Raw genomic sequence first — 26,527 nt, forward strand, 5'->3', positions numbered from 1 at the left:
TCGCGGGCCGATGCTCAGCCGTAGGCGAAGGTGATCATGGCGAGGCTGATGAGGATCGACATCACGGTCAGGGGCCAGCCGAGGCGGGCGTAGTCGAAGAAGCGGTAGCCGGCGATGCCCATGACGAGGGTGTTGTTGTGGTGGCCGATGGGCGTCAGGAAATCGAGCGATGCGCCGATGGTGATGGCGATGAGCACGGGCGTGGCCGGGACGCCGTATTGTTCGGCGAAGGCAACGCCTACGGGGGCGAGCACCAGGACAGTCGTGGGGTTGTTGACGAAGGGGGTGAGGATCACGGCGCTCACCAGCATGACGGCGACGAGGGCCGCAAGGCCGGCCGTTGGCGCAACGCCGGCGCCGAACCGCGCGAGCGCTTCGGCAGCGCCGGTATCGGCGACGGCGCCGCCAAGAGGGATCATGGCGCCCAGGAGAATGAGAATGGGCCAATTGAGGCCCTCGAATCCCTGCCGCAATGACAGATGGCGGGTCAGCGCGAGGACGAGGACGACCAGACCGAAGGCGACAACGGGCTGGACGCCGCCGAACGCCGCGGCGATGACGCCGACGGCGAAGATGGCCAGCGGGACGAAATCGGGGCGTGGGCGGTGGGCTGCGGCAGGGGCGATCTGGAGCATGCCGCTCTCGGCGCATTCGCGCGCGATGATGGTAGGATCCCCTGTAAAGACCACGATATCGCCGACCGAAAGGCGGGCATCGGAGAGCCGTGCCTCGACGCGGCGCGGGGTGATGCCGAGGGCGGAGATGCGGACGCCTGCCTGCTCGAAGGCCACCATGTCCTCAATCGCGGAGCCGACATAGATGCTTTCGGGCAGGACGACGGCCTCGATGGTGACAGCATCGGCGGCGGACAAGGGGCCATCGAGCGCGGCTAGTGCCTCCTGAGAGGCTTCGATCACCAAGATATCGGCGGGCTCGACGCGCTTGTCCTTGCGTCCGAAAACGAAGGCGCCATTGCGGACGATGTTGTGGATGGTGACGCCGTGGCGGGCTTCGATTTCGCCCAGCGACATGCCGGCCAGCGGAGATGCGGGCGGGAGCGTCAGCTCGGTGAGATAGTTGCGCGCGTGGTGGCCGTGGACGGGATCGGACTGACGCCGCGATGTGCGGGGAATGACGAACCAGAGATAGAGGAGCCCGACCAGCGTCAAGGGCACGCCGACAATGCCGAGTTCGAAGAACCCGAGCGGGGTGCCCCGGACTTCGGCGACGGCGGTCGATCCCAGAAGATTGGCCGGGGTGCCGACCAGCGAGCAGAGGCCGCCGAGAAGGGTCGCAAAGCTTATGGGCATCAGGACGCGTTCGAGGGCGATGGCGCGGCGTTCGCAGAGGGAAACCGAGAGCGGCAGCATTAGCGCCAAAGCGCCGATATTGTTCATGAACACCGAAGCGAAGGCGCCGATGGCGCAGAGGCCGATGATGAGGGTGCGATCGTCCGAGAGTAGCCCGCCCAGTCGATCGGACGCGGCGTCCAGAATTGCCGAGCGCTTGAGAACCTCGACGATCAGCAGGATTTCAACGACGGTAACGACGGTGGCGCTCGAAAAGCCGGAAAAGAGCGCGGGAACGGGAACAAGCCCGACAAGGCCGCTGACGGCGAGGCCGCTCAGGGCGACGATCTCGAAACGCCGGACCATCGCGAAGGCGACCATCATGGCCGCCAGGAGCGCAAAAATGGCGATCTGCTCGAAACTCATGCGCACCCCATGGCTGCCGATGGAGCGATGACAACCCTATTTGCGGGAGGCGCGCAACCGAACTTTCAGGATGCCAGCTGCGTTTCGAACGGCTCGGCCACCGCGTCGGCGATGGTGGTGGTATCGAGGACGCGGCGTGTCTGGGTGGCGACTTCGGAAAAGACCCGGCGGGTTTCGCAGCGTTGCTCATCGATGCAGTCGGCGCAGCGGCGATAGGCCGTGATGCTCAGACAGGGCAACGGCGCGATGGGGCCGTCGATGATCCGGAGCACTTCGCCATAAGAAATCCGGTCGGCGGGTTTCAGCAGGATATAGCCCCCGCCCTTCCCGCGCTTACTCTCGAGAATGCCGTGATGCTTGAGATCGAGCAGGATCTGCTCGAGAAATTTCTTGGGGATATGTTGGCTCTTGGCAATGTCGGAAATGGCCAGCGGCCGGTCCTGATCAGCGCGGGCAAGGGCGACAAGCGCGCGCAACGCATACTTGGCTTTGTGCGAAATCATCGAGCGGAGAGCCGTTCGTCCTTTGGGGATGTAGGTGGTCACCATTCTAATCCCGATTAAGTCTATCTGCTTTTAATTAAGAAACCGAGTCGATGCAATTGGGGTCGGGGCGCGATCAAACCCGATGTGATTTTTATACTAGACTAGTTTGATAGGGTATAGCAGGATTACGCATGGTGGTTCGAACGAGGGGTTCGGATCGCAGAGGCCCAGCCTTGCGACAGGAGAACGCAATGACACAGGTGTCCCGAAAAAGCCGCTGAGTTCAGTTGCGGCGCATCACGTTCTTCCCAATTCGTCCCGCCGGGTGCTCACGCGCTCCCGGTCCAAATCTTGCATCCTATTTTCAGGAGACCATGATGTTTCGACGATGTTGGCTTGATGCCGATCGCTTCCACTTCGCCTCTCCGCTGTCAATCGCGGCCCGAGGCACGATCCCTAGCGCACGCCTATGCCACACGATCATTCCCGCAGCGTTCAGGGGGACGATGCGATGAACGCACAATCTCAAGATTTCACCTCGGTCGTCATCGTAGGCGGTGGCGCAAGCGGTGTTCTGCTGGCGGCGCATCTGTTGCGCGATCCGGCTGCGAACGTGCGGGTCACCATCGTTGAAAAGTCCAATCGCGTCGGCCATGGCATGGCCTATTCGACGGACAATCCCGAGCATGTGCTCAACGTGCCCGCCAAGGGCATGAGCGCCTTTCCGGACGATCCGGACCATTTTTACCGCTGGCTCAACGCCATCGACCCGGCGATCACGCCCGACAGTTTCCCGCCGCGCGCGCGTTACGGGCACTATCTGAGCCAATTGCTGGCCGATCTCGACGCGCGGTCGGACCGCAAGAGGCTGCACCTCGTCAATGCCCACTGCGAGGCGATCGAAGATACCGCCAAGGGCGTCGAGGTCCGGCTGGACGATGGGAGTTCGATCGTAGCGCATACGGGCGTTCTGGCCGTGGGCCATGAAGAACGCCAGGTGCGCGGCAACGAATTGGCCGTGCGGGCCGGCAGCATCGCCGACACTCCGCTCGACCCCTATGCGAAAGTTCTGGTGCTCGGGTCGGGGCTCAGCATGGTCGATGCCTGGCTGACACTGGCGGGGCGCCGGCATCAGGGGCCGATCATCGTCGTGTCGCGTCACGGGCTCTTGCCGCGCAAACACAAGCCGGTCGAGCCGGTTTCGCTCGATATCGCGGATATTCCAATGGGGACCTCGCTGACCCCGTTCGTGCACTGGTTTCGCGAACTGGTGGCCGACACTGTCGCCAAGGGCGGTGACTGGCGCTCGGCGGTGGATGGGCTGCGGCCGTTCAACCAGAAGATCTGGCAGAGCTGGTCGAAACAAACGCGGCAGCGCTTCCTCAAATATGTGCGACCGATCTGGAATATTCATCGCCACAGGCTGCCGCCCGTACTCCATGAGAGGCTGGAAGCGGCTGTCGAGAGCAGCCAGATCACGCTTATTGCAGGAGAGTTCCTAGGGCTCGAAGCGGGCGAAGGCTCGGGCGTGACGGCTACGATACGGCGGCGCGGACTGACCACGACCGAGGCGATGGATGTTGCGCGCGTCTATGATTGCGGCGGCGTGGCGGTCAATGTCAGCCAGAGTTCCAATCCGGTGATCCAGAAGCTGGTGTCAGCCGGCAAGGCACGACCGGACGCGATGCGGATCGGGCTGGACGTCACGCGCGATTGCGCGGTGGTCGACAGAGACGGACATGCGAGCGGGCGGCTGTTTGCCGTGGGCCCGCTGACGCGCAGCCAGTTCTTTGAAATCGAGTCCGTGCCGGAAATCCGCCTTCAGGCGCATATGCTGGCCAATCATCTGCGCAGCCGCGCATGGGCGAAACGCTGACCGCCAAGCGTTGCGCGGCGAACGTTAAGACTGTATTGAGCGAGCCTGAATGAGGACCGCCCTGCGCATGTGTGGGGCGGTTCTTGCGCATTTCTCTGGTTGGATCGGCCCATGATTTCGCAAAAGGCGCGCTACGCCTTCCGAGCCCTCATTTCTCTTGCCCGTCGCGGCGAGGGGCACTCGGTGGTGATTGCCGAACTGGCGCGGGCCGAGGACATTCCACAAAAGTTTCTCGAGCAAATCCTGCTCGATCTCAAGCGTGCCGGGCTGGTGACAAGCCGTCGTGGGAAGATCGGCGGGTACATGCTGATCAAAGATCCGCGTGAAATATTTTTCGGTGAAGTGCTGCGCCTGATCGACGGTCCGGTTGCCCCTCTGCCCTGCTTGAGCAAAATCGCCTACCGTAAGTGCGATGACTGTAAAAACGAAAACAATTGCGCTGTGCGGCAGGTGTTCGAGCAGGTCGCAATAGCGACACGAATGGTGCTGGACGGGACCTCAATCGCGCATGCCGCTGAAGGCAATATAGCTGAAATAACAACGCTTTACGCCCAGAGCGCTTAGGGGTTGAAATGATCACCGCGTGGCCCGGAGTTGCCGCATTTCCACCTTCTTGACAATCCCGACCTACTAGATAGGGTTTGAAAGTCGATCCAATCAGGAGGGTGACGATATGACTTTCAAACGCACACTGGCATTAGCCGCACTGACAGGCTCCATGCTGCTGGTCGGCGGCGTTACGGCGCACGGGCAGACGTTAATCAACGTCTCGTACGATCCGACCCGCGAGCTCTACCGCGAGTATAACGAAGCCTTCAACGCCTATTGGCAGGAACAGGGCAACCCCGCAGTCACCATTCAGGTTACGCATGGTGGGTCGGGCTCGCAGGCCCGTACGGTGATCGACGGTCTGGACGCCGACGTCGTGACCCTGGCGCTGGCCAGCGACATCGACGCGATTGCCGAAAACTCGGGCAAGGTGCGCGAAGACTGGCTGGGCACGCTGGCCAACAACAACGCACCCTACACCTCGACGATCGTCTTCCTCGTCCGCAAGGGCAATCCCAAGAACCTTCTCGACTGGGGTGATCTGGTCGGCGAGGGCGTCGAAGTGATTACGCCCAATCCCAAGACATCGGGCGGCGCGCGCTGGAACCTTCTGGCCGCATGGGCATGGGCCGAGGAAGAATTCAACGACGACGAAGAGCAGGTTCGCCAGTTCGTCGGCGACCTCTATCGCAACGTGCCGGTGCTCGACAGCGGTGCGCGCGGCTCGACGACGACCTTCGTGCAGCGCGGCATCGGCGACGTCCTTTTGGCCTGGGAAAACGAAGCGTTCCTCGCCATCGAAGAACTCGGCCCGGATGCATTCGACATCGTGGTCCCCTCGATCTCGATCCTGGCAGAACCCTCGGTTGCAGTCGTCGACGAAGTGGTCGATGCCAAAGGTACGCGCGAACTGGCTACGGCCTATCTCGAATATCTCTACTCCGACGTCGGCCAGACACTTGCGGCCAAGCACTATTACCGTCCGTCCGATCCTTCGGTGGTGACCGACCAGAGTCTGCTCGAACGCTTCCCGGACGTGCAGCTGGCAACCATCGATGATTTCGGTGGCTGGGGCGTGGTTCAGCCGGAATATTTCGGCGACGGCGGCATCTTCGACCAAATCTACCAGCCGGCACAGTAGCATATGAGTGTCGTCACCTCCTCCAAGGCAAGGTGGCGATGGAAACAGCCGAGCGTCATTCCAGGATTTGGACTGACGCTCGGTTTTGCCATCGCGTATCTGAGCCTCATCGTTCTCATCCCCCTTGCCGGCGTCGCCTGGCGGTCAGCAGCGCTCGGCTGGGATGAGTTTTTCCGCATAGCAACCGATGCCCGCGTGGTGGCCGCCCTCCGCACCAGTTTCTGGACAGCCGGGCTAGCGGCCGTGATCAACGCCGTATTTGGCGTCATCGTCGCCTGGGTGCTCGTGCGCTACGAGTTTCCCGGACGCCGCCTTGTCGACGCGGCGGTCGATCTGCCCTTTGCGCTGCCGACTGCAGTGGCCGGTATCGCACTTACGGCGCTTTATGCATCGACCGGATGGATCGGGCAGTATTTCGTCGATTGGGGGATCAGGATCGCATACACGCCGACGGGTATCGTCATCGCGCTGATCTTTATCGGCCTGCCCTTCGTGGTGCGCACGGTGCAGCCGGTTCTCGAAGACTTCGACAGTGAGGTCGAGGAGGCAGCGGCAACGCTGGGTGCGAGCCGGACACAGACGATCTTTTCGATCATCCTGCCGGCGCTGTTTCCAGCGATCCTCACCGGGTTCGCGCTCGCGTTCGGGCGTGCGGTGGGGGAATACGGATCGGTGATCTTTATCGCCGGCAATATCCCCTATGTCTCTGAAATCGCGCCACTTCTGATCGTGATGCGGCTCGAGGAGTTCAACTATCCCGCGGCGGCGGCGATCGGCGCGATCATGCTGATCTTTGCCTTCATCATTTTGTTTGCGATCAACCTCATTCAGGCCTGGAGCCGCAGGAGGTATGGCCATGGGTAGAGCTGATTTCCGGAACCCGGTCTCGGAGTCTCGCCGTGCCAAATGGATCACGATCTTCGTGGCGGGCGTCTTTCTGGCGCTGGTGCTGTTCATTCCGCTGGTGGCGGTTTTCGTCGAGGCGTTTCGGCTGGGCTGGGGCGCGGTGCTGGCGGCCATAACGCAGCCAGACGCGCTGGCGGCTATTCGCCTGACATTGCTGGTGGCGGCCATTTCGGTGCCGCTCAACATGGTGTTCGGCGTGGCGGCAGCGTGGGCGATCGCCAAATACGAGTTCAAGGGCAAGGCGTTTTTGACGACGCTGATCGACCTTCCGTTCTCGGTTTCGCCGGTGATCGCCGGGCTTGTCTATGTGCTGCTGTTTGGCACGGGCAGCTTTCTCGGTCCGATCTTCAACTCCGCGGGCATGCAAATTCTCTTTGCGGTACCGGGCGTGGTTCTGGCGACGATGTTTGTCACCTTCCCGTTCGTTGCGCGCGAATTGATCCCGCTGATGGAAGATCAGGGCACGGGTGACGAAGAGGCGGCGATTTCGCTTGGGGCTAGCGGGTGGCAGACGTTCTGGCGCGTTACCCTGCCCAATATCAAATGGGGGTTGCTCTATGGCGTGCTGCTATCGAACGCGCGGGCAATGGGCGAATTTGGTGCCGTATCGGTCGTTTCGGGCCGGCTGCGGGGCGAGACCGTGACCATGCCTCTGCATATCGAAATCTTGTATAACGAATATAATTTTGCCGCTGCGTTTGCCGTGGCTGCGCTGCTTGCGCTGCTGGCGTTGGTGACGCTCGTGCTCAAAGCGCTGCTGGAACGGGTCTATGGACGCGATCACGCCGGCGCCGTGCGGCATTAGGATCGGGGAGCACATAATGGAAGTCAAAGTCAAAAACGTCCGCAAGGAATTCGACAAGTTCCCGGCACTCAAAGACGTGTCGCTCAACATCAAGTCGGGCGAACTGATCGCCTTGCTCGGGCCGTCCGGCTCCGGCAAGACCACCCTGCTCCGCCTGATTGCCGGGCTGGATTTCCCCAATGTCGGGGCGATCTATTTCGGCGACCAGGACGCATCGCAGAAAAGCGTGCGTGAACGCAATGTGGGGTTCGTGTTCCAGCATTATGCGCTGTTTCGGCATATGCGGGTGCTCGATAATGTCGGTTTCGGGCTCAAGGTGCGCAAGAAGGGCGATCGGCCATCCAAGGCCGAGATCGAACGCAGGGCAATGGAGCTGCTGGACTTCGTGCAGCTCAAGGGGCTTGAAAAGCGCTATCCCAATCAACTTTCGGGGGGGCAAAGGCAGCGCGTCGCACTGGCGCGGGCGTTAGCCATCGAGCCCAAGGTGCTGTTGCTGGACGAACCTTTCGGGGCGCTGGATGCGCAGGTGCGCAAGGAGTTGCGGCGCTGGTTGCGCGATATTCACGACAAGACCGGGCACACGACGGTGTTCGTGACCCATGACCAGGAAGAAGCGCTGGAGCTTGCCGACCGGGTGGTGGTGATGAGCCAGGGGCGCATCGAACAGGTCGGGACGCCCGACGAGATCTACGACACGCCCAACTCGCCGGCGGTGTTCTCGTTTATCGGAGAATCCTCAAAGCTGCCGGTGTCGATCGAAAATGGTCAGCTTTATCTCGCCGATCGGCCGCTGGGGCTCGATGCCAAGGGTGTTCCGGATGGCGAGGGGCAATTGTTTTTCCGCCCGCATGACGTGGAAGTGGTGGAGACCGGAGAGACGGCGATCGTAGGGACTGTTGTTGTCAGCCGCCGTACGGCGGGGACGCGGCAGGTGGAGCTTGAAGTCGGTGGCGCCAAGGAGCGCGTGGAGATCGAAATCCCGGTGGATCATCCAGCGACGAGCCGCAGCCGGATCGCGTTTCGGCCGAAAAAGTGGAGTGTGTTTGCGGGGTAGCGACCGATTGCGACTAGGAGAAACCTTTCATGCGCCGGACGGCGCATGGCTGGTCCTCGGGTGAAGCCCGGGGATGACGGTGGGGGTTTGGTTGGAGCTGGGGGGCTATCGGCGCTGCAAACACGCTCGAGATATGAGCGACTGCGCACTTGGTGAAGGCCCCCTCACCCGGCCTGCGGCCGACCTCTCCCCCTAGGGAGAGGTTGTTTTATGGCGGACGCAGCGGCAGCCTTGACCTCTCCCGCTAGGGAGAGGTGGTGACCGGGGAGAGGTTGTGCCCTCCTCTAAAGCGTTGCCAGTTCTCGGTTGTCGAGCTGTGCACCGTAGCCTTCGCGGATGGTCATTTTGGATTCCAGGGCTGCGATGACGGTGTCGCAGAAATTGGTGCCCATCAGCTCGGAGACGTTGTTGAGGCCGCCGGGGGTGAAGGTGTTGATCTCCAAGATCTTGTCGCCAACGATGTCGAGGCCGACAAGGAACATGCCGTCGTGGATCAATTTGGGACGGACGGCTTCGGCGACGGCCAGAATTCTGTCGCTGATCTCGACGGGCGCGACCGTGCCGCCACGGTGGACGTTGGAGCGGGTTTCGCCTTCGGCGGGGACGCGGCGGAAGGCGGCATATTTGCCATCGCGGACCAGCGGTTTACCGTTCATCATGAAAAAGCGAACATCGCCTTCGGACGCCTCGGGCATGAAGCTCTGGGCGATGAGGTAGCCTTCTTCGCTGACGGCCTCGAAAATCTGGTTGAGGTTGGCGTCTTTCGGCGAAGCGATCTTGAAGACATTCTTGCCGCCCGAACCCTGCAGGGGCTTGATGATGACGCCCTTGCGCTGGCCGTCGATGAAATTGCGGATTTCCTCGATGCTCTTGGTGATCATCGTGTCGGGGCGGACGGACTGGGGAAAGTCCTGGAAATAGAGCTTGTTCTGGGCCTTGGCGAGACCATCGGGGTCGTTGACGACGAGCACGCCGCGCGCTGCGGCGAGGCGACCGAACAGGGCGCCGACATGGGCTGCCCATGGGTGTTCGGCGGCATCGAGCGAGGGGTCGTTGCGCAGGAACAGAACGTCGATTTCGCTGGCGTCGAAACGCTTTACTTCGCCTTTTTCCTGCAGATCCTTAAAGAGCGTGCTGGACTTCTTGTATTTGGCGGACGGCAGGGTCAGGGCGCGCACGGCGAGGCTGTCGTCGGGGCAGAGGACGAAATCGCCCGGCGTCACATAGCAGACCTCATGGCCGCGCTGGATGGCGGCGAGAGCGAGAACTGTCGTCGTATAATTGGGGGATTCGCCCTTGATGGAATTGACGAAGAAAGCGATGCGCATGGGTGCTCCTATGCGTTGATCATGTCGAGGGGAGAGAGGCCGGCACGGGCTTTTTCGAGACGCTCCGACGCTCCCTTTTGCGTGAGGAACCGCGGCAGGATGCGGGGGGATTTGAGGAGGCCGCGACCGCCCAGCTCCTGCATGACGGGGAAATGGGATGCGGCGACCTTGCCCATCCAGAAGGGGTCGAGGCTGCCGCCGCCTTCCAAATGGGCGAGAATTTCCAAGAGACCGCGCAGATAAACGGCATCCTTGGCCAGCCCGCCACCACGATAGACGCGCAAAGTGAGGGTGAAGGCCGTGCTTTGGGAAAAGCCGTAATCGCGGGTCATGGCGTTAAACGTGGTCTGGAACGGCGCGCCGTCGAGCATCATGGAACAGGCAATGACGCGGGCCGCGATCAGGCGCAGGCGCGCGGGAGTCATGCCGCCGACGAGATATTCGGCGAGGACGGCGAGGCCCTCCTGCAGCCCCTCATAGCCGGCAAGGCCGGAGCGGAAGAGGCGCAGGCCCTGGGCGGAACCGTTGAAATAGGTAAGCAGATGGACGCCGACTTCGTGGCTCAACAAAGCCTCGACGCGGCCCTTGGGCATCGACATGCCGTTGGAGATCAGGAGGCGCCGTCCCGTGACCATCATGCCCGAGGGGAGATCATCGCGGAGTTCGATGGCTGCGTTGAAGGTCGGATCATCGCCGGCATAAGCGGCGATCATGGCGTCGGCCCGCTTCTTGACGAGCGCGGTGCCGACCTGTGTGGTGTCGGTGGCGCTGCCGGGGCCGCATTTATCGAGGATGGATTTGGCCGCTTTGAGCAGAGAGGGCTCGATCGAGCCGTACAACGCGCGACCGAATTCGCGAAAACGCGGGGTTTCGCGCGAGGCTATCATCGAGAGTTGTAGATCGAGTTCCTGGCGCTTTTCTTCGTAGAGGCGCGAGAGGACGGGATCTTCGAACCTGTCGAGATCGATCGAGTACAGCGCGCGCTTCTGGCGGTCCACGCTGGCGGTGAGCGGGCGATAGAGAAAGCGCGGGGTGCGCTTGCAGCCGCTTTCCACGAACTGCTCGTGCGCGGGGCGCGCATTGATCGGGGTGACCGAGAGCAGGAAATCGAAGGACTGTGCGACCTCGTCGATGGCGCGGTCGGCGCGGGTGACCGTGTCGATGAAGACCTGGCGGCCGAGTGCGCGATGGGTCGCGGGCTTCATGGCCCCGGTCTTGCGGGCAAAGGCGGCGCTGGCCTGGAGCAGCGAATCCACCATGTTCTCGATGACGCGTTCGCGCAGGTCGGGATAAACTGTGTCTGCATCCGGCGCGCGGTAGATGGGCGCGAAGGCGACGTGCAAGGCCGGCAAATCGGTGAGGCGAGCGACCAGCGGGGCGGACTTTCCCGTGGCGAGGGCGGATTTGGAGACCTGGGGCAGACGGAATTTGACGTCTGTCGACTGGATGGCTGTGGCCATCGCGGCAAGAGCCGACTGGGTGGCGTCGTCTTCGGAGGCCGCCAATTCGATCTCGAATGGCGGGAGGTGGGCGGCGTCTTCTGCGAGGTGGTCTTTTTCGAGTTCGCCGATTTCGATGACCAGGAAAGCGCCAAATTTTTCGGTCATGGCGGCGCTGACCTGCGCAATGATGGCGCGGGCTTCTGACTGGTTGCGGAACAGGAGATAGGACGCATTGGCCGAGGCAACGGCGCGAGCAGCCTCGCGGACGCGATCGAGGCGGTGGATGACGAGGAAGGGCAGCGCCCGGTCGATGTGCAGGCGCGCACCGCGCCCGAGGTCGCAGCGCAGGGCCTCGCCGTTTTCAAGCGCAGCGGCGATGGTTTCGGCGAGGGGCCGGTTCTTTTGAGGCGTCGGCTTGCGTTTTGCCGTCATGTCACCGCCTTGAGTTTTTCGCTCAGCACGGGAAGCGTGGCGGTGATGGCGGCGCGAAACTGATCGAGATGGCTGAGCGAGGGTTCGCCGGTCCATTCGTCCATGAAGACCTTCTTGAATTCGATGGCGATGGCGCAGCCGGTTTTGGGGAAGCGCTCGTGGACGAAGCGGGTCTGCTCTCCCCTGCCCTCGAAAGCGACGTTTTCGCGCACGTCGATGGGAGCGCCATCGACGGATTGCGCGGCAAGGGCTTCGAGGAAGGGATCGAGTAGCGGGGCCCAGCGGTCACGATCCATCGAGAAGGTGCCGATGTTGATGACCGGCGCCTTTTCGGGATCGGTCGGTGTGGCGTCGGCGCCGTCGCGGCGGTGATTGTAGGAGTGGATGTCGAGAAGGATAAAGCCGCCATGCATGGCCTCGAGACCCGCCAGGGTCTGTTCGAGCATGGCGTAATAGGCGTCGTGAATGGCGAGGGACGCGTCGACCTGTGCTTGCGGGAGCGTGTCGTGCCAGACGTTAAGGCCCCAAGCCTGGTCGGGGCGCAGATAGACGGCGGCGTCGCGGGCGCGGTTGAGGTCGATTTCGAAGCGCGAGCGGTGGAAGATGACGCGGTTGGGGAGGTCCCGGATGAAATATTCGGTGAAGGGGTCTTCTTCGCGCAGGCGGCCATCTTCGGGGAGCGCGTAGTGGGGCGTGAGGTCCGGGCGGGTGTGGTGGCCGTTGTGGATGGCGGTGCCGATGATGGGCGAAGCGCTACGCTCGACGGTCCAGAGGGGATCGGCGGTCGTGACAACATGTCCGGTGCGCGCGGCAAACTGCTGGTGCGTGGTCAAAGGTCCGGTCTCAATGGCTTTAATCAAAAATTCGGGCGTTTGGCCCGTGCGTGCCGATGAGAACGGATGAGGTCCGGGGTGGTTCCGGGGGATCGGTTTTGGGGGAGTTTCGGGTGGGGCTCAGCCGGGCGGGTGAGGGCTGGGTGGGCGCTCTGTGGGTTCTGGTTCGAGCCCGAGGATGACGGTTGGGATGGGCTGAGGGTCTCTTTCCATCGATCGCTTGCGCCCGCCTTCTCCCACGAGGGGAGAAGGCGAACAGCGACAAATCAGTGCCAGATTTAGTTTACGCGGGCGAAGGCCATGACGGTTTGCCAAGGGACAGTAATGGCGCCAGAGGCGGAGTCTTCGCAGGCGACGTCGTCACGGGAGGTGTCGATGCGAAGGATCCAGTCGCCCTCGGGCAGGGTAAATTCGCAGTCATCGCCTGCGTTGAGGATGATCAACACGTCGCCTCCCAGGGAGGCGCAAATGTTGAGGCCGAAGCAGCGGAGGTCGCCATCCTGCCAGGCGCCGTCGGACATGATTTCGCCCGAGGGGTGGAGCCATGCAGCGGTCGGCTGGACGTCGGGTTCGTCGGTTTCAGCCACGGTGAAGCGGGCCTTGGACAATTGCATCGACTTGCGGAACGCTGCGAGTGCGGCGACCGCGTCGACAAGTTCGGGGCGCGCCGCGGACCAGTCGAGCCAGGAGATCTCATTGTCCTGGCAGTAAGCGTTGTTATTGCCATTCTGGGTGTTGCCGAATTCGTCGCCAGCCAAGATCATCGGGACGCCCTGGCTCAGAAGGACCGTGCCGAGCATGGCGCGGGCGCGGCGGATGCGGGCGGCGATGATGTCCTGGTTTCCGGTCTCGCCTTCCTCGCCCATATTGTCCGAGATGTTGTGGTCGTGACCGTCATTGTTGTCTTCGCCATTCGCCTCGTTGTGCTTCTGGGTGTAGCTGACGGTGTCCCACAATGTGTAGCCATCATGAGCAGCGACGAAGTTGACGCTGGATGTGGCTGGGCGATGGCTGTGATTAAACTGCACGGGTGAGCCGGCGAGGCGTTCGGACATGGCACCGATGAGGCCGGGATCCTTGCGCCAGAAGCCGCGCGTGTCGTCGCGAAATTTGTCATTCCATTCGCGGAACGGCCAGCGGTAACCGCCAACCTGATAGCCGCCATCGCCGATGTCCCAGGGTTCGGCGATGAGTTTTACGCCGCCGAGGACCGGGTCCTGACGCAGGGCGTTGAAGAACGAGCCATCACGCTCGAAACCTTCGGATTCACGACCGAGGGTGGAGGCGAGATCGAAGCGGAAGCCGTCGACATGCATAGCCTGCACCCAGTAGCGCAGGCTGTCGAGCACCATGCGGAGGACCATGGGGTGCGCGACGTTCAATGTGTTGCCGGTGCCGGTGGTGTCGAAGCTGTGGCGCTTGTTGTCCGAGAGCAGATAGTAGCTGGCGTTGTCGATGCCGCGGAAAGACAGGGTCGGGCCGAGTTCGTTGCCTTCGCAGGTATGGTTGAAGACTACGTCGAGGATGACTTCGATGCCGGCAGCGTGGAATTTCCTGACGGCCTCCTTCACTTCGCGGATTTGGCCGGTGTGAAGGTATGGCGCGTGAGGGGCGAAGAACGAAAGGGTGGAGTAGCCCCAATAGTTCGAGAGACCCTGATCGACGAGATAGCGGTCATTGGCAAAGGCGTGGACGGGCAAGAGCTCCACGGCGGAGACACCGATGTGCTTGAGGTGTTCGATGAAGCCGTCTGTGGCGAGGCCCTTGAAGGTGCCGCGAAGCTCTTCGGGCACGTCGTCGCGCTGCATGGTGAGGCCGCGTACGTGGCCCTCATAGACGAATGTGTCCTGCCAGCGGGTGCGCAGGGCCTCGTCGGTGTCCCAATCGAAAGCCGGGTCGGCGACGACGCCCTTGGGCATGAAGGGGGCGCTGTCGCGCTCGTCGAAACTCAAGTCGTCTTCGCCGATGGTGTAGCCGTGCAGCGCGTCGTCCCATTGGACGGCGCCTCGCAGTTCGCGGGCGTAGGGGTCGAGCAGGAGCTTATTGGGGTTGAAGCGGTGGCCCTCTTCGGGGGCGTAGGGGCCGTGGACGCGGTAGCCATAGACCTGGCCGGGCTTGATGCCCGGGAGATAGCCGAACCAGATGCCGCCTTCCATGGCGGGGAGATCGAGCCGGTGGAGCTCGGTTTCACCGGTGGGATCGAACAGGCAAAGCTCGACGCGTTCGGCGTGCTCGGAAAAGAGCGCGAAATTGGTGCCCTCGCCGTTATAGTCGGCGCCGAGAATATCGGCGCGCGCAGAATGCAGGTCAAAGACCGGCTTTTCGTCAAGGGTTTTAAGCATTTCGGTTTTCCATGGCGGGCCGGAGGCCGGCGGGGCTGAAAGTATTGCGCGATGCGCGGCGCAAAGTCACCATGGTTGTCGGCGAGCGCTGTTCGGCGCGGCGGTCTAGCATGGGTTGGGTGATAAGGATGGTGCCTTCCGCGGTGCGGCGGAACCATTTGCGGTCTTCGAGCGGGTCTTCGCCAACGACAAGGCCCGGTGGCAGTTTGGCGCCAGGGGCGACAATCGCGCGCGACAGGCGGACCCAGCTCGATGTCGTAGCGCCGGGCATGACGATGCTATCGGCGCCGAAACGCCATTTATGGCCCGATTGCGGGCCGGGGAGCACGACGGGAGGCGCGGCGGCGAAATCGAGATGGGCAAGGCGCAGGGCATCGAGGGTCCCGACATCGCGCCAATAGGATTTGCCGGTGGCCGTGGATGGCGGCAGGCGCCAGGCGTTGGCACCCCCCTGCTCTACGGCGTGCGGGATGATGTGGTGGCCGAAATCGGTTGCGTCTTCGTCTTCGGCAAGAGCGCTTTGCAGCCAGGCACGCGAGAAGACGTAGATGCCCATGCTGGCGAGCGATTTGTCGGGCTGACCCTCGATAGACGGCGGATTGGCGGGCTTTTCGTGGAAGGCGATGATGCGGCCATCGGCGCGCGCGTGCATGACGCCGAAACCGGATGCCTCGGCACGCGGGACCACGTCGACGGCGACGGTCACGTCGGCGCCCGAGCGGCGGTGATCGGCAATCAGCGCTCCATAATCCATCTCATAGATATGGTCGGCGGCAAGGACGAGGATTTCGGTCGCGCCAAGGGCTTCGATTTCGGCCCAGTTGCGGCGCACGGCGTCCGCGGTGCCGAGGTAAGCGTTGCGGCCATCGCGAAGCAAAAGATTGCCTTGGGGGAAATGGCCGGCCCAACGGTGGGGCAAGTGGGCATGGAGCGTATCGGGTGCGAACTGAGTTGCGACGATAAGACTGGACAGGCCGGCACGAGCAGCATTGGCCATTGAAAAATCGATGATACGATTGGCACCGGCGAAGAACACCGCAGGCTTGCTTTCCGCGACGGTCAACTCATGAAGCCGGGTGCCCTTGCCACCGGCGAGCAGAATGGTTGCAACACCGGAAAGATCGGTGTCGGCGGACGGAGATTGCAGCGCAACGGTCACGCGAGCGGTCCTCAAATGTTGAAAAGCCCGACGACATATGTCCGGCGCTTTTCAAACGCGGCTTTGACGCGCCGGTTCCGGTGCGCTGCGGTCAAAATTGACCTAATGGGGTGCGGCGTTTTGGCGCCAACCCAGAGAAAGGGTTTTACCGCCAAAGTCTTGCGCCCAGAGCGTATCGGTTTCGTCTTCGGGAGCAGGACCGAAGCTGGCGATAAGCGCGCGGTTTTCAATGTATCTTATGAGGGTGAAACCCGCGTCGGTCACGTCGAGTTCGGCGGTCGCGGCGGCGAAGAATTCGGGATGCTCGCGACGCAGGCGCAACAAGAGATGGGTGAGGCGCGCCTTATCAGATGATAGTCCCTCGTCGGCGTGGAGTTCGGCCAATGCCGACCAATCGACCGGCAGGCGGTTGTCGGGATCGGTGAGGGCGAGGAAAATCGCCTCGGACCCGCGATAGAAATCGGGAAAACCGGGCAGGATCGCTTTGAGGATCAGCTGGGCGAAGATCAGGCCGTCGCCAATGGCGATGAGCGTATCGAGTTCAGCCGGACGGGTTTCGCGCCACGTGTCGCAGAGGGCATCGGCAAAGGCGATAGCGGCGACTTCGACCGGTGAATTGGGATGGGTCCAGAAGGTGGACTGCTTGGCCTCCCGCATGGCTTTGAGGATATGGGCATCGAGGCGCTGGGTGCGGTCGGCATCGGCCTCGTCCCAGATCGCGAGGGCGGACTGGGCGATGTACCAGCGCCATTTCGGCTCTACAGCCTCGGCGGCGGGGAGCTGGACCGCCTGATTGTGAAGGGCGGCGAAGGCATCGGGCGCGTGGCTTATGGCGACAAGGCGCATGCGGGAATCTTCGGAGCGCTTGGTGTCGTGGGTCGAGGTCAGCGTCATGTCCCAAGGGGTGCGCTGGGCGAAAAAGGCGTTAGCCTCTTCGTCCGTCACCGACGCCTGTTCGGGTTCGGCACCAACTTCATTGGCGGCGAGGTAACGCGTCCAGCGGAAACCTGCGGTGTCCTCTTGCGATTTGGCAAGAAGCGCGCCCGAGACCTGCTGGAAGCGGATCGCGAGGGCCTGGCGGGCCGGCGTATAGGGATCGGACAGCGCCGTGGCGAGGATATCGACCACAATGCCCGAGCGCAGACCGGTTTTGGCGGTGTCGGCCATTCTGGCGATGACAGCCTTATCGTCGGCGCTGGTCCCGTCGGCATCGATATAAGTGCGATAGCGCGGTGTAGCCGAGAGAAGTGCAACAAGCGCTTCGCGCAGAGCCTCGGGCCCGGGTTCGGCAATGGGCGAGTTGCGGGTGGCCTGATGGGCCAGCACGACAAGCTTGTGGAGTTCGGCGGCGAGTTCGTTTTCGAGGATGTCGCGCTTTGCGATGTGGAGGGCAGCATCGAAATTCTCGGTGATGCCGGTTGCTTCGCGCCAATGGGTGTCGAGCTGCCGCACCCCATCTTCGGGCGTGAGAATGCGGGCGATGAGGCGCGCGGCTTCGTAGCCCGTGGTGCCCACTGTTTGCCAGGCGAATGGCAGGGTTTCTTCGCCGACGAGGATTTTTTCGACCCAGACGGGCGTGCCGGGCAGCGCGGTGGCGAGGCGGTCGAGATAGGTTTTGGGGTCCGCAAGGCCATCGATGTGATCGACGCGGAGGGCATCGACTTGACCGGATTTGACCAGATCGATGATCAGGGCATGGGTATCGTCAAAGACCTTTTCGTCCTCGACGCGCATGCCGATGAGGCCCGTGACGTTGAAAAAGCGGCGATGGGTGATGGAATCGCGCTCGGCCTCCCAATGGCGGAGGCGCCAATATTGGGTTTCGTGCAGACGGCGGATGGCGCGGGCGCCGGTGCCATCAAGGCCAGTGCCCTTGCCGAGCGGCACGCGGGTTTCGTCAAAGACGAGATGATCGTCTTCGACGGTGAATTTGTCCTCGGCGAGCATCTTTTCGAACGGTTCGGGGAGGATGGGCAGGACCAGCGGACCGGCCTGCCAATCGATATCGAAATGGGGGGCGTAGCGGCTGGACGGGCCCTCGATAAGGACTTCGCGCAGCCATGGGTTTTCGAGCGAAAACGCCGTGTGGTTGGGGACGATATCGAGGATTATGCCCAGGCCGGCACCGTGTGCGGCATCGGACAGGCTCTCGAACGCTTGTCGGCCGCCCAGGGCGGGATCGATCTCGGTCGGGTCGATGGCATCATAGCCATGGGTGGAGCCGGTGGTGGCCGTGAAAATCGGCGAGAGATAGAGATGGGAGATGCCAAGATCGGCCAGATAGGGGATGCGGCGTTCGATCTCGGCAAAGTCGACACCCTCGCGGAGCTGGATGCGATAGGTGGCGATGGGGGGCGTAGTCATGCGCTGTGGCTCCAGGCGGCGATGGCGAATGTGTCGCGCGTTATGTCGAAGAGGGAAAAGTCGGGGTCGCGATCCATCGGTGGATGGTCGCCGACGTCGCCGAAATTGAGGTGGATGACGAGTTCGCCCGCTTCGTAGGTCCAGTGGGCCGTGAGCGCCTTTTCGGCGGTGCGGCGGATGATGGGATCTCCGGCGCGCTCAGTGGCGATGAGCGGGGCCACATAGGCGTTACGGAAGGTGAGTGCGGCGCGGGTGAGGTCGAGCCATTCGCGGGCGCTCCCAGTCTCGGACCAGTCGATCTTTGAATCGGTAAAGGTCTGTTCCGCGATCGGATCAGGGACACCATCGCCCAGAGCGGCGATGCCTGCGAACTCGGCCGCCCTGCCCTTTCGCACGGCCTCGGCCAGCTCGCCCTCGTAGTCGGCGAAGAACAGGAACGGCGATGTGGCGCCGCGCTCTTCGCCCATAAAGACCATGGGGATGAAGGGGCTGAGGAGCAGCAAAGCATAAGCGGTTTTGACGCCCTCGGCATCGGCGAGGGTCAGCAAGCGATCGCCATGGGCGCGGTTGCCGATCTGGTCGTGGGTTTGCGTGGAATTGACGAAGCTGGTGAAGGGCAAATGGGCGCAGCTTTGGCCGCGCGGTTCATCGCGCCCTGGGCGGAACTGGCCCTCCTCCACATGGCCGCGTTCGAGAGCGCGGGCGATATCGCCGACTGGCTCGACGGCGAAGGGAGCATAGTAGTCCTGGCTCTCGCCGGTGAGGGCGGTGTGGATGGCGTGGTGGAAATCATCGTTCCAGGTGGCGGTATAAAGGCCGGATTCGCGCAAGCCCGGCTCGTTACCCTCATCCTCGACAATGAGGTGGAGAGGGCGGCCGAGATCGAGATCGGCTACGGCTTGGCCGAAATCGGCAAAGAAGCGGTCGGCGCCTGGCCCCTTGATCTGGTGGACAGCATCAAGACGCAGGCCGTCGAGGCGGTAATCGGTGAGCCACATAAGAGCGCAATCGATCCAGTAGCGGCGGACTGCGGGCTGATCGAAGTCGATGGCGGCACCCCAAGGGGTGTGGGCCTTTTCGTCGAAGAATTTTGGGGCTGTCTGGTGAATATAAGCTCCGTCTGGGCCGAAATGGTTCATGACCAGATCGAGGATGACCATGAGGCCCGCGGACTGGGCGGCCTCGATAAGCTGGCGCAGATCGTCGGGGGTGCCGTAGGCGGGGTGCGGGGCATAGGGCAGGACGCCGTCGTAGCCCCAGCCGCGCGCGCCGGACCATTGGCCGATGGGCATGATCTCGATAGCTGTGAAGCCGAGTTCGGCAAGGTGGCTCATTTTTTCGGCGGCGGACGCGAAAGTGCCTTCAGGCGTGAAGGTGCCGATATGAAGTTCGTAGATGACGGCTTCGTGCCATGGGCGGCCGGGCCACTCCGATGACCATTGGTAGGCGGGATCGGTGAGGCGCGAGGGGCCGTGGACGTCCGACTCTTGCTGGTGGCTGGCGGGATCGGGGAATTTCTGGCCGTCGATAACAAAGGTGTAGGCGGCGCCTGCCGGGGCCGCGATCGTTCCAGACCAGAAGCCTTCGACATTGGGCTGGAGAGGGTGGGCGGATCCGTCGATCTCAACGGCCACGACTTTGGCGTCAGGCGCCCAGGTCGAAATTGCCCACTGGCCATTGCCGTCGGGCCGTGCGCGCCAGAAGTTTTCACTCGTCATTATGGGGAGCCCCTGCCCGCGCTGTTGATCGTCGAGACGACCTAACGCCGGGCTTTAATTGGCGTTCCTGATGTTTATGACGAATTGTTTGCAGCTATGGGCTCGCGGCGGTGCCGGGGGCTGACATAGGACCCATGCTCGATTATGCAGCTATGATGCCAGCTCTGGCCGAGCCGAGCCTCGCGGCCGGGTATGCGGCGCGCTGGCGGGAGGGTGTTATGAACGCTTATACGATTGCCGATCTCAAGGCACAGGCGCAGCGGCGCGTGCCGCGCATGTTCTTCGACTATGCCGATTCCGGATCGTGGACCGAGGGGACGTATCGGTCCAACGAGGAGGATTTTCATAAAGTCCTGTTCCGGCAGCGGGTGGCTGTGGACATGACCAACCGATCGCTGAAATCAACCATGGTTGGGGATGAGGTGTCGATGCCCGTGGCGATCGCGCCGACCGGGTTCGGCGGCATGCAGCACCCGGACGGGGAAATGCTGGGCGCCAGGGCTGCGCGGGCGTTCGGGATACCGTTCACGCTGTCGACGATGAGCATCTGTTCGATCGAGGACGTGTCGGAGGCGACCGGCGGGGCGCCGTTCTGGTTCCAGCTCTACGTGATGCGGGACCGGGAGTTCATGTACAATTTGATCGACAGGGCCAAGGCTGCCGGTTGTTCCGCGCTGGTTCTGACGCTCGATTTGCAGATTCTAGGGCAGCGGCACAAGGATTTGCGCAACGGGCTTTCGGCGCCGCCCAAGATCAATCTCAACACGTTCTGGCAATTGGCTAGCCGGCCGCGCTGGTGTTTGTCGATGCTCAAGACCAAGCGGCACACGTTCCGCAACATCGTGGGGCACGCGAAATCGGTGGGCGATCTGTCTTCGCTGTCGTCCTGGACAGCCGAGCAGTTCGACCCGCAATTGAGCTGGAAAGATATCGAGTGGATCAAGGAGCGCTGGGGCGGCAAGCTGATCCTCAAGGGCATCATGGACCCCGAAGACGCGCGGATGGCGGCGGCGTCGGGGGCCGATGCGCTGATCGTGTCCAATCATGGCGGGCGCCAGCTCGACGGAGCGCCCTCCTCGCTGGCGGCGCTGCCGGCGATCGTCGAAGCGGTGGGCGACAAGATCGAAGTGCATATGGATGGCGGCATCCGCTCGGGGCAGGACGTGATGCGGGCGCTGTGCCTTGGGGCCAAGGGGGTCTATATCGGGCGGCCATGGCTTTATGGCGTGGCGGCGGGCGGAGAGGCTGGTGTGAAGACCGCGCTCGATATCATCCGCAAAGAGCTCGATCTGACCATGGCGTTTTGCGGCGAGCGCGATATCCGCAATGCTGGGCGGCACAATCTGGTGAACCCGGACGTGTTCAAGGGATAGAGGCTGGTGTGTGTGGCGGGTTCTGCTGGGTCCTCGGGTCAAGCCCGAGGATGACGGTTGGAGGTGGGTGGGCGCTGTGGGAAGCCCCTTTGCGCTGGCGGAACTCCTTCGTTGGTTAAGCCCCTCCGCTCACCGAAACCCACCGCTGTCATCACGTGCGGAGACCTGGGATCCAGTATGTTCGGCGGGGCGGGAGGGCACGGGGACAATATCGGGCGCGGAGCATACTGGGTCCCGGCGCAAGGCCGGGATGACGGGTGCGGTGACCTGACGAATGGGCGATAGCCTCAAAGGTCGTCATCCTCGGGAGTGACCGGAGAGATGACGGTTGGTGGGGTGGTGGCGCGGTGTGGGTCGCACTGGCGGTGATCGATACCTAGCAAGAGCCAATGTGGCTCGTGCCGGGAGACGAAATGAAAAAGGGCGCCGTGGGGCGCCCTTTTGTCGCTTAGTGGCCCGGAACCGGGGTGGCGGCGACGGGTTGCGGCGGGCGGCGGATGAAGAAGGCCGCGAGGACCGCGAAGAGCGAGATGATCGCGCCGCAGAGGAAGGCAAGCTGGATGCCTTGTGAGGTGGCGGGGACGAGTTCCGCGCCATCGGCGACCAGTTCGGTGGTGCGCAGGGTCATCAGCGAGACGAACAGGGCGATGCCAGCCGCGCCCGCAACCTGCTGCACCGTGCCGATCACCGCGCTGCCGTGCGAATAGAATTTCGGCGTCAGCGACCCAAGGCTCGAGGTGAAGAGCGGCGTGAACATCAGCGCAAGGCCTATGCTCAGCACGACGTGCAGCGAGAGCAGGAACGGGATTGCCGTGAACTGATCGAGGGTCGTCATTGTCCAGAGAACGCCGCTGACCAGAATCGAGCCGGGCACGATCAGCACCGTCGGTCCGAACTTATCGAACAGGCGACCGACGAACGGCGCCATCAGGCCCATGACGAGGCCGCCGGGAAGCAGCATGAGGCCCGTCTGAGACGCATCGAGGCCCAGAACGTTCTGCATGTAGATCGGCAGTAGGATCAGCGAACCGAACATGGCCATCATCGAAATGGCCATCATCACAACGCAGATCGTAAAGAGCGGCGTAGCGAAGGTGCGCAGGTCGAGCAGCGCTGCATCGCGCTTTTGCAGCGCGAACTGGCGGGCGACGAACAGTCCGAGGCCGATGACACCGACAGCGACGGGCAGCCACGCCGGGAAGATCGACGGCCCTGCCCCGTGCGAGGTATCGCCACCGAGACTCGACAGACCATAAACGAGACCGCCAAAGCCGAGGGCGGCAAGAACGACCGAGAGCGGATCGAACGGCGCCTTGGATGGTGTCGTGACGTTCTGAATCTTGGCTGCGCCAAGCGCGAGCGCGCCAATGGCGATGGGCAGGACGAGATAGAACATCCAGCGCCATTCGAAATGCTCGAGGATGAACCCGCCAATGGTCGGGCCGAGCGCGGGGGCAACGGAAATGACGATCGAAATGTTGCCCATGGTGCGACCACGCGATTGCGCCGGGACGAGGTTCATGACCGTTGTCATGAGCAGCGGCATCATGATCGCGGTGCCGCAGGCCTGGACGATGCGACCGACGAGAAGAATTTCAAATCCGGGCGCGGTGCCCGAAATGAGTGTGCCTGCGGTAAACAGCGACATGGCCAGTATGAACACTGGGCGCGTGTTGAGGCGTTGCAGCAGATAGCCGGTGATGGGGATGACCACGGCCATGGTGAGCATGAACGCCGAGGTGAGCCACTGGGCCGAACTGGCCGTGATGCCGAGGTCGGTCATCAGGTGCGGGATGGCCACGCTCATGATGGTTTCGTTGAGGATCACAACGAAGGCGGACACCAGCAAGAGGCCGATGACCAGCCGGTTGCGGGCCGTCATGTCGGGCTCGCCCATAGGCGTTTGAGGCGCGGTGGCGCCGTTCACATCTGTCGGGGACATAAGGGTACTCGCGTCATGGCGCATCCGCCGCTCCAGCGGACGCGAATTGGGCCGTGTTCATTCTGCCTGTTGGGCAAAAGAGTCAAGCCATGGGTGTAGAAAAGTTTGAGTGTCTGGGCGCGGCATGTGCGATTTGCGCTTGCCCGAGAGAAGATATGGGCTTTCACTGCCCGGGTCGGCCCTTCGGCCGACCAGACTTCGCCAGAACTTTCGCATCGCCCTGGGGGTCGGGCTGCGGCCAATGTCAAAGGATGAGGATGATCATGCATTTCAAACGCAGAAGCGGAGCCTTGCTCTCCGCCGCACTCCTGTCGTCGGTTCCCGTCTGGGCACAGGACGTTCCCCAACCCGAAGATACGACAGCGATTGCCGATAACGAATCCGTGACCGCAGAGGATTTCATGGTGGCGTCCGCCCACCCGCTGGCCACACAGGCCGGTTACGATGTTCTCGCCGCCGGTGGTTCGGCGGCGGATGCGGCGGTGGCCGTGCAGACGATGCTGGGGCTGGTCGAGCCCCAAAGCTCGGGTCTCGGCGGGGGCGCATTCCTTGTTTACTGGGACGCCGAAGCCGGCGCGCTTTCGACCTATGACGCGCGCGAAAAAGCGCCAATGGCGGCTGACGGCGACTATTGGCTCGATGAGAACGGCGAGCCGATGGCGTTCATGGAGGCCGTCGTTGGTGGACGGTCCGCCGGTGTGCCGGGCACGCCGATGCTGCTTGAACGGCTGCATGCGGATCATGGGTCGATGGAGTGGGCGGAATTGCTGCGGCCGGCCATCGATACGGCGACCGAAGGATTTACCGTCAGCCAGCGCATGGCGGATTCGGTGGAAGCGGCCGAAGGGCTCGATGCATTCGTTACCACGTCGGAGTATTTTCTGCCGGGCGGCGAGCCGATCGCGGAAGGCTCGACGCTGACCAACCAGGAGTATGCCGATACACTGGCGCTGTTTGCGGCAGAGGGCGCGGCGCCGTTCTATACCGGCGAGATCGCCGAGGACATCGTTGCGGCACTTCAGACCAACATCAATCCCGGCATCCTCACCATGGAGGATTTTGGGGCCTATACCGTGGAACTGCGCGATCCGGTGTGTGCCGATTATCGTGGCTATGAAGTGTGCGGGATGGGGCCGCCATCTTCCGGCGCCTATACGGTGGGGCAGATTCTCGGGATTCTCGAGCCGTTCGACATTCCTTCCATGGAAGACGGGGTCGAGTTCCGGCATCTGTTCGCCGAAGCCTCGCGCCTGGCGTTCGCCGATCGCGGGCTTTACCTCGCCGACAGCGATTTCGTGGAGATTCCCGAAGGCTATCTCGATGAGGCGTACCTGACCGAGCGTAGTGCGTTGATCGATCCCGATATGTCGATGGGTCCCGCAGCGCCGGGCGTTCCACCGGGGTGGGACGAGGCTTCGCTGGCGTCCGATATCGAGCGTCCGCGTGCGGGCACCTCGCATTTCGTCATCGTGGATGCCGAGGGCAACATGATCTCGGCGACCACGACGATCGAAAGTGGGTTCGGTAGCCGTGTGATGACGCGCGGCTTCCTGCTCAACAACGAGTTGACGGACTTCTCGTTTGCGCCGGAAGCCGATGGCGTGCCCATCGCAAACCGTGTCGAGCCGGAAAAGCGGCCGCGGTCGTCGATGGCGCCCACCATTGTTCTCGAAAATGGCGCACCGGTGTTGCTGACCGGTAGCCCGGGCGGCGCGGCGATCATCCACTATACGGCGCTGTCGCTGGTTTCGATGCTCGATTGGGGCATGGACCCGCAGGAGGCGATCGACCTGCCGCATTCGACCAACCTCAACGGCGCAACCAATGTCGAGGAAGGCGAAGGGGCCGAGGAACTGGCCGCCGGGCTGACTGAGCTGGGCCACGAGGTCAACATCACCAACCTCAACTCGGGACTGCATGTGATTGCGATCACCGATGAGGGGCTGGTCGGGGCCGCCGATAAGCGGCGCGAAGGCACCGTGATGGGTGACTGAGGCGCTGGTGTCTTTGGGAACACTGAAGCTGGATCCCGGGGATTAACCCCGGGATGACAGTGGAGGGTGGGTGGAGCGCGGTGACATCACTAGCGCTCGATACCCCCTCCCCGGGCTGCCGCCCACCCTCTCCCCCGAAGGGAGAGGGTTTTTTGTTGCGCGGGGGTTGGTGGGAAGAACTGTTGCCAGGGCGGAGAATTATTCAGGCAGCGTGCCGCCGAGGGAAAGGGTCAACTCCTTGGCGGCTTCGGCGACGAGTTCGCCAAGGCCGTGGAGGCGGTCTTTGGTGACGCGGACAGAGAGGCCGGAGATGGAGATGGCGCAGAGGGCTTCGGCCTGGACATTGTGGACCACCGCCGCGACGCAGCGCAGGCCGAGGACGTATTCCTCGTCGTCGATGGCATAACCGCGCTGGCGGATCGCCGCGATGTCCGCGCGCAGGGCCGATGGTGAGGTAATCGAGTGTTCGGTGGCTTTGCGCAGGCCGCGAGCCGAGATGATTGCGTCGATATCGGGATCGGCGTAGCTGGCGAGGATGGCTTTGCCCATGCCCGAATTGGCCATGGGCGCCCTGCCCCCGACGCGGGTTATGGCGCGCATGATTTCGCGGCTTTCGACCTGCGTGAGCACCACGACTTCACCATCGTCGACGACGCCGAGATTGGCGGTTTCGCGGGACTGGTCACGCAGGCGGCGCAGGATTGGCAGCGCTGGGGCGACGAAATTGCGCTGGCGCACGAAGGCCGAACCAATGGTGAAAGCACCGCGCCCGATGTGCCACATGCCATCGGAACGATCGAACTGGACGAAGCGGCGCTGTTCAAGCGTGGTGAGCAGGCGATGGACGGTGGAGACGGAGAGGCCGGTGCGCTTTGCGAGGTCGGTGAGGCGAAAGCCGTCCTCGTCCTCACCCAGTGCTTCAAGGATTGCCATGGCGCGCTCGACCGATTGAACAGTGCCGCTGCGCTTTTCCTGTCCGGTCATCGCCATCCCTCCGTACACCGCGCAATCCCCAAAACGAACCGCCCGCGCCATCACTGGCACGGGCGGTCTTTATTCATCAAGCGGT

19 protein-coding genes are annotated in these 26,527 nt (G+C 62.7%); 8 read left to right on the forward strand and 11 right to left on the reverse strand.

Annotation, left to right across the window (positions count from 1 at the left end; genetic code table 11):
- Window positions 1–14 precede the first annotated feature (14 nt).
- Window positions 15–1,715, reverse strand: a complete 1,701-nt coding sequence (locus BLR31_RS04105; RefSeq protein ID WP_090592282.1) for an SLC13 family permease — start codon at window positions 1,713–1,715, stop codon at window positions 15–17.
- Between the two features lie 65 nt (window positions 1,716–1,780).
- Window positions 1,781–2,218, reverse strand: a complete 438-nt coding sequence (locus tag BLR31_RS04110) for an RrF2 family transcriptional regulator (RefSeq protein ID WP_090593609.1) — start codon at window positions 2,216–2,218, stop codon at window positions 1,781–1,783.
- Window positions 2,219–2,711: 493 nt separating this feature from the next.
- On the opposite strand from BLR31_RS04110, the gene BLR31_RS04115 reads away from it, so the two are divergent.
- The 6 genes from BLR31_RS04115 (at window position 2,712) to BLR31_RS04140 (ending at window position 8,531) form a co-directional block, all read left to right on the forward strand.
- The gene (locus BLR31_RS04115; RefSeq protein WP_090593614.1) at window positions 2,712–4,076 is read left to right on the forward strand and encodes an FAD/NAD(P)-binding protein; all 1,365 of its coding nucleotides are present in this window, start codon (window positions 2,712–2,714) and stop codon (window positions 4,074–4,076) included.
- A gap of 111 nt (window positions 4,077–4,187) precedes the next feature.
- The gene (locus tag BLR31_RS04120; RefSeq protein WP_090592286.1) at window positions 4,188–4,640 is read left to right on the forward strand and encodes an RrF2 family transcriptional regulator; all 453 of its coding nucleotides are present in this window, start codon (window positions 4,188–4,190) and stop codon (window positions 4,638–4,640) included.
- Between the two features lie 109 nt (window positions 4,641–4,749).
- Complete coding sequence (locus BLR31_RS04125; protein ID WP_090592289.1) at window positions 4,750–5,766, forward strand: sulfate ABC transporter substrate-binding protein; 1,017 nt, start codon at window positions 4,750–4,752, stop codon at window positions 5,764–5,766.
- A 3-nt stretch (window positions 5,767–5,769) separates the two neighbouring features.
- Window positions 5,770–6,630 carry a sulfate ABC transporter permease subunit CysT gene (gene cysT, locus BLR31_RS04130; protein ID WP_090592293.1) on the forward strand — a complete coding sequence of 287 codons (861 nt, stop codon included), beginning with the start codon at window positions 5,770–5,772 and terminating at the stop codon, window positions 6,628–6,630.
- On the forward strand, window positions 6,617–7,477 hold the full coding sequence (gene cysW / locus BLR31_RS04135) for a sulfate ABC transporter permease subunit CysW (RefSeq protein ID WP_090592296.1): 861 nt from the start codon (window positions 6,617–6,619) through the stop codon (window positions 7,475–7,477). Before cysT ends, cysW begins: the two co-directional genes overlap by 14 nt.
- A 16-nt stretch (window positions 7,478–7,493) precedes the next feature.
- Complete coding sequence (locus BLR31_RS04140) at window positions 7,494–8,531, forward strand: sulfate/molybdate ABC transporter ATP-binding protein (RefSeq protein WP_090592300.1); 1,038 nt, start codon at window positions 7,494–7,496, stop codon at window positions 8,529–8,531.
- Between the two features lie 284 nt (window positions 8,532–8,815).
- Here BLR31_RS04140 and BLR31_RS04145 read toward each other — a convergent pair whose 3' ends face one another.
- The 7 genes from BLR31_RS04145 to treZ form a co-directional block, all read right to left on the reverse strand.
- Window positions 8,816–9,859 carry a glutathione synthetase gene (locus BLR31_RS04145; RefSeq protein ID WP_090592304.1) on the reverse strand — a complete coding sequence of 348 codons (1,044 nt, stop codon included), beginning with the start codon at window positions 9,857–9,859 and terminating at the stop codon, window positions 8,816–8,818.
- Between the two features lie 8 nt (window positions 9,860–9,867).
- Window positions 9,868–11,733: a flavohemoglobin expression-modulating QEGLA motif protein gene (locus BLR31_RS04150; protein WP_090592307.1), complete on the reverse strand. Its 1,866-nt coding sequence runs from the start codon at window positions 11,731–11,733 to the stop codon at window positions 9,868–9,870.
- Window positions 11,730–12,566: an N-formylglutamate amidohydrolase gene (locus BLR31_RS04155; protein WP_090592311.1), complete on the reverse strand. Its 837-nt coding sequence runs from the start codon at window positions 12,564–12,566 to the stop codon at window positions 11,730–11,732. Before BLR31_RS04155 ends, BLR31_RS04150 begins: the two co-directional genes overlap by 4 nt.
- Window positions 12,567–12,844: 278 nt before the next feature.
- Window positions 12,845–14,908, reverse strand: a complete 2,064-nt coding sequence (glgX, locus tag BLR31_RS04160; protein WP_090592317.1) for a glycogen debranching protein GlgX — start codon at window positions 14,906–14,908, stop codon at window positions 12,845–12,847.
- Window positions 14,901–16,067 carry a sugar phosphate nucleotidyltransferase gene (locus BLR31_RS04165; protein WP_210183883.1) on the reverse strand — a complete coding sequence of 389 codons (1,167 nt, stop codon included), beginning with the start codon at window positions 16,065–16,067 and terminating at the stop codon, window positions 14,901–14,903. Before BLR31_RS04165 ends, glgX begins: the two co-directional genes overlap by 8 nt.
- Window positions 16,068–16,169: 102 nt before the next feature.
- Window positions 16,170–18,431, reverse strand: a complete 2,262-nt coding sequence (gene treY, locus BLR31_RS04170) for a malto-oligosyltrehalose synthase (RefSeq protein WP_090592324.1) — start codon at window positions 18,429–18,431, stop codon at window positions 16,170–16,172.
- The gene (gene treZ / locus BLR31_RS04175) at window positions 18,428–20,149 is read right to left on the reverse strand and encodes a malto-oligosyltrehalose trehalohydrolase (protein ID WP_090592328.1); all 1,722 of its coding nucleotides are present in this window, start codon (window positions 20,147–20,149) and stop codon (window positions 18,428–18,430) included. Before treZ ends, treY begins: the two co-directional genes overlap by 4 nt.
- 218 nt (window positions 20,150–20,367) lie before the next feature.
- Here treZ and BLR31_RS04180 point away from each other — a divergent pair, with 218 nt between their 5' ends.
- The gene (locus BLR31_RS04180) at window positions 20,368–21,522 is read left to right on the forward strand and encodes an alpha-hydroxy acid oxidase (protein ID WP_090593620.1); all 1,155 of its coding nucleotides are present in this window, start codon (window positions 20,368–20,370) and stop codon (window positions 21,520–21,522) included.
- 448 nt (window positions 21,523–21,970) lie between these two features.
- On the opposite strand, the gene BLR31_RS04185 is transcribed toward BLR31_RS04180, so the two are convergent.
- The gene (locus tag BLR31_RS04185) at window positions 21,971–23,464 is read right to left on the reverse strand and encodes an MDR family MFS transporter (RefSeq protein ID WP_090593623.1); all 1,494 of its coding nucleotides are present in this window, start codon (window positions 23,462–23,464) and stop codon (window positions 21,971–21,973) included.
- Between the two features lie 263 nt (window positions 23,465–23,727).
- Between BLR31_RS04185 and ggt the strand changes: the two genes are divergently transcribed.
- Window positions 23,728–25,458, forward strand: coding sequence for a gamma-glutamyltransferase (gene ggt / locus BLR31_RS04190; protein WP_090593626.1), 1,731 nt, complete (start codon window positions 23,728–23,730; stop codon window positions 25,456–25,458).
- Between the two features lie 198 nt (window positions 25,459–25,656).
- Here ggt and BLR31_RS04195 read toward each other — a convergent pair whose 3' ends face one another.
- Window positions 25,657–26,442 (reverse strand): IclR family transcriptional regulator, encoded by a 786-nt coding sequence (locus BLR31_RS04195; RefSeq protein ID WP_244504940.1) that lies wholly within the window; start codon window positions 26,440–26,442, stop codon window positions 25,657–25,659.
- Between the last annotated feature and the right edge of the window lie 85 nt (window positions 26,443–26,527).

The sequence above is a fragment of the Pelagibacterium luteolum genome (assembly GCF_900100665.1).
GTDB lineage: Bacteria > Pseudomonadota > Alphaproteobacteria > Rhizobiales > Devosiaceae > Pelagibacterium > Pelagibacterium luteolum.